This is a genomic window from Pseudomonas sp. P5_A2_2, assembly GCF_054177685.1.
In genome coordinates this window covers 1-4,326 of sequence record NZ_JBGCUL010000370.1, presented here as the reverse complement: position 1 = coordinate 4,326, position 4,326 = coordinate 1, and the positions used below count along the sequence as shown (strand labels likewise).

Below are 4,326 nucleotides of genomic sequence, written 5' to 3'. Positions count from 1 at the left end.
ACACCGGCCTGTGCCAATGCCAACGACATCGCTCGCCGCGCACCACTGCCGTCCTCGGGGCCGGCGGTCAGGTGAAAGGCATCGGCGCTGGTGCCGTAACCGACCAGTTCCGCCAGGGGCCTGGCGCCCCGGGCCAGCGCATGTTCCAGAGATTCGATGACCAGCAGCCCGGCCCCTTCTCCCATGACAAAGCCATCGCGACCACTGTCGAAAGGTCGCGAAGCGCGCTCAGGCGTTTCGTTGTAAGCACTGGACAAGGCACGAGCAGCCGCAAACCCGGCAAGACTGACCCGATCGATCGCCGCTTCCGTACCACCGCACACTGCGATATCCGCCTCACCCGCGCGAATCAACCGCGCCGCATCACCAATCGCCTGAACCCCGGCGGCACATGCCGTGACCGGCGCACCTAACGGTCCTTTGAAGCCATGCTGGATCGACACGTGACCTGCCGCGAGGTTGACCAGAAATGAAGGGATAGTGAATGGAGACAAACGTCTCGGACCACGGCTATCGGTGGTGCGTACCGCGTCGGCAATCGCACCAAAACCACCTACGCCTGAACCGATGATGGTGGCTGTGCGCTCCTGGGCAATGACGTCCTGTGCTTGCCAGCCGGCTTGCTCCAGTGCCTGACGTGCGGCTTCCATGGCGAACAGGATGAAGCGATCCATTTTCTTCTGTTCTTTAGGTGGTGTTGCACGATCCGGGTCGAACCCTGCTTCAGGATCGTCAGCCAGCGTCTGCACCGTCCCCCCAACCTTGGCAGGCAGATCGGCAACCACCTCTTGCGCAAGATTGCGCAGCCCGGAACGCCCGGCCAGCAGCCGCTCCCAGACCGCTTCGACACCGCACCCCAGCGGTGACACCAGACCCATACCTGTTACAACCACACGACGATCACTCATACCAAACACACCTCTAGCCGATGGATGGCGCTTACCGATAACGGGCAGCGGCCTTGCTTTTGGAAAGGTTAGGCGCCATCAMATGACGCGCCGCCACAAACGCATCCCAATCCGCCGCATCTGGCAACGAAGGAATAGTGATCAATTCACCCTGATCCAGACCCGACAACGCAGCATCGACCAWCTCACCTGCCTCCATCACCATGTCCGCAGGAATCTGTGACGCATCGATACCAGAGCGCTCCCAGATCTCGGTGCGGGTCACACCCGGCAGCACCGCCTGGATCTTCACCCCGGTGCCATTCAGCTCGGTGTTCAATGATTGAGTCAAGCTCAATACATAGGCCTTGCTGGCGCTGTACGTCGCGTTGAAACGCTCGGGAAACAATGCCACCACCGATGCAATATTGATGATCGTACCGCGCCCGGCCTTGGTAAAACTGGCTGCAGCCGCCGCGGCCAACCGCGTGACAGCGGTGATATTCAACTGAATCAATCGCTCCAGTTGATCGGTATCGGCATTGGCCAATAGCCCGTCCGCCGCCACGCCGGCGTTATTGAGCAACAGGCTGATGCTCGAATCGCTGCGTAACCGCTGTTCGAGTTGCAACACGTCTTCTTTTTGGGTCAGATCCGCCTTCCGCACTTCGACCTTGATCCCATGCTCCGAGCGCAGCTTGCTCGCCGCCGCCTCCAGGCGCTGCTCGTCGCGAGCCACCAGCAACAAATCAAAACCACGGGCTGCCAACCGCTCAGCGTAAACCGCCCCGATACCAGAAGAAGCACCGGTGACGAGGGCCGTACCTTGGGGCTGAACCGAATTCATGACTGTGCTCCTGAAGGATGCCGAGGGATGCCTGACGCCAAAGCACTTCGGCGCAAGCTATTTTTATTATAGGCATAATTCAATCTCAATATGATAGTCGTAATTTTTTCTTCCCGAAGAACGCTCGGCTCTCGTCTCTGGCCCAGCCAGAATGAGAGTAGACCCTGAATGAACGTAAAACCGCGCCGGGCCCCTGCAATGGAATGAACGGTATTGCGAGCCGACCTGTACTTTGGCTGAATTCGGGTGGCCGACAGCAACGACAACTCCAAGAGTCACAGACGACTGGTCCACCGGGCATAAGTCTCGCTACAGACAAAGGCCGATCAATGATCGGCCTTTGTCGTTCAATCACACCCTTAGTTCACCTCGATCTTGTCGCGATTTCTATCCAGAATCGCTTTGCCAATACCCTTCACTTCCAGCAATTCATCAACTGACGCAAACGCACCATTACTTTCACGATAAGCAACAATAGCCTTGGCTTTTTCCTCGCCCACTCCTGCCAACTCACGTTGCAGCGTAGGTGCATCAGCACTATTGAGATCGACTTTGCCAGATTGCGCCTTGGCGGCCACATTCTGCACCAGAGGCGCATTCATCACCTCGGGTGCGTTACCAGGCGCGGCGATTGCCGTAAGAGAGACACTGGTGAGAAGGGCGAAAATCAGAGAGTAGAAACTGCTTGTACGCATTAGTGAAGCTCCATGCCATCGTTTGAGAAAGCAGCTTTTGCGAAGCTGCTCTCCAAACGTAGGCTATGCCATGGGACTGTCAAAATTGTGTACGTTACTGGATATGAAACAATCAGGGCTCCAGGCGGCGCTGCTGGTAGATCCAGTCGACAATCTCACCGTCCGGGGTATAGCCGCTGACAGTGTCGCGCAACAGCTGGCGGACGCGCGCATAGTCGTCCTGATCCACCGCAGCGAGCAATTCGGTCAGCTTGACCCTCAGCACGTCCCAAGACAGATGATCCTCATTGGCCGTCATGATCATCGGGTGCTGAGTGGCCGCTACGTTGTCACCAATCAGCAGCTCCTCGTAAAGCTTCTCACCCGGACGCAGCCCGGTGAACTCGATAGCGATGTCACCATGCGGGTTTTTTTCCGAACGAACGCTCAGGCCGGACAAATGGATCATTTTCTCGGCCAGCTCGACGATCCTCACGGGCTCGCCCATGTCCAGGACAAAAACATCACCGCCCTGCCCCATGGAGCCCGCCTGAATCACCAACTGCGCCGCTTCAGGGATGGTCATGAAGTATCGGGTGATCTTCGGATGCGTGACGGTCAGTGGGCCGCCCGACTTGATCTGTTTGTGAAACAACGGAATGACCGAACCCGACGATCCCAGGACGTTACCAAACCGCACCATCGTGAAGCGCGTTTTGTTCACACGCGAAACATTGCTCGTATCACCGAACAACACCGGAGCCAACTCACGACTCAGCGCTTGCAACGTCAACTCGGCAAGGCGCTTGGTACTACCCATGACATTGGTAGGTCGCACGGCCTTGTCCGTCGAAATCAAGACGAAGTTGTCCACTCCTGCTTGAAGTGCGGCCTGGGCCGTATTAAGCGTGCCTATCACATTATTGAGCACACCTTCGGCAATGTTGTGTTCGACCATGGGCACATGCTTGTAGGCTGCGGCGTGATACACCGTATCTACTCGCCAGGTTTTCATGACATCCAACAACTTGTTCGGGTTACGAACCGACCCAAGAATCGGCAAAAGACGGATGGGCAGCGACTCTCGAGCGACCCGCTGCTCCAGTTCGGACAAGATGGAGTAAAGATTGAACTCACTGTGTTCAAACAGTAGAAGCGTTTTCGGGCGCAGCGCCAGTATTTGCCGGCAAAGCTCGGAGCCAATGGAGCCCCCGGCACCCGTGACCAACACGGACTGCCCCGTGATGCAATGTTTGAGCAAATCAGCCTGGGCCGGGACTGCGTCACGCCCAAGCAGGTCGGCAATGTCTACTTCCTGGATATCGTCAACCTTGACGCGGCCACTGGCCAGATCCATGAAACCCGGGACACTTCGTACGTGCAACGGAAAGCCTTCGAGAAATCCGAGAATCTCGCGACGGCGTCCACGATTGGACGACGGAATAGCGAGGAGAATTTCCTGAGCCCCCGTGTTGTCGATCATCTGCTGGATGTGCTTGGGCTTGTATACCTGTAATCCGGAAATCACCCTATCGGCAATTCCGCTATCGTCATCGATAAAAGCAACAGGCCGCATGGCGCGCCCCATCCGCAAGGCAGCAACGAGTTGATTACCCGCCGCCCCCGCGCCGTAGATAGCCACTTTAGGCAGACCGTCATCCCGGCTGGTGAACGGGACGTGCTGAGCAGCGCTGAACCAGTCGCCCAAAAAGTACTGACGCATGGCCAGGCGCAGCCCACCGATCATGATCAGGCTCAACCACCAATAGTTGAAAATGATCGAACGAGGAACGACGTTTTGATGATTGCTGTACCAGTACACCACAACGCCAAGTATCAAGGACGATAGCGTCACCGCCTTGATGATGGCGATGAGTGCGTCATTTCCAAAATAACGCATGACCGCACGGTACATGCC

4 protein-coding genes are annotated in these 4,326 nt (G+C 57.0%); all 4 read right to left on the bottom strand.

Annotated features, from left to right (window positions below):
- On the bottom strand, nucleotides 1-908 hold a 908-nt coding region (locus ACXRVY_RS18590), incomplete at its 3' end, for a beta-ketoacyl synthase N-terminal-like domain-containing protein (RefSeq protein ID WP_458237944.1).
- Between the two features lie 31 nt (nucleotides 909-939).
- The gene (locus ACXRVY_RS18585; protein ID WP_458237943.1) at nucleotides 940-1,734 is read right to left on the bottom strand and encodes an SDR family NAD(P)-dependent oxidoreductase; all 795 of its coding nucleotides are present in this window, start codon (nucleotides 1,732-1,734) and stop codon (nucleotides 940-942) included.
- Nucleotides 1,735-2,093: 359 nt separating this feature from the next.
- Entirely contained in the window at nucleotides 2,094-2,429 is a 336-nt protein-coding gene (locus ACXRVY_RS18580; RefSeq protein ID WP_223462485.1) for a ComEA family DNA-binding protein, read from the bottom strand.
- A 112-nt stretch (nucleotides 2,430-2,541) separates the two neighbouring features.
- On the bottom strand, nucleotides 2,542-4,326 hold a 1,785-nt coding region (locus ACXRVY_RS18575), incomplete at its 5' end, for a polysaccharide biosynthesis protein (protein WP_458237942.1).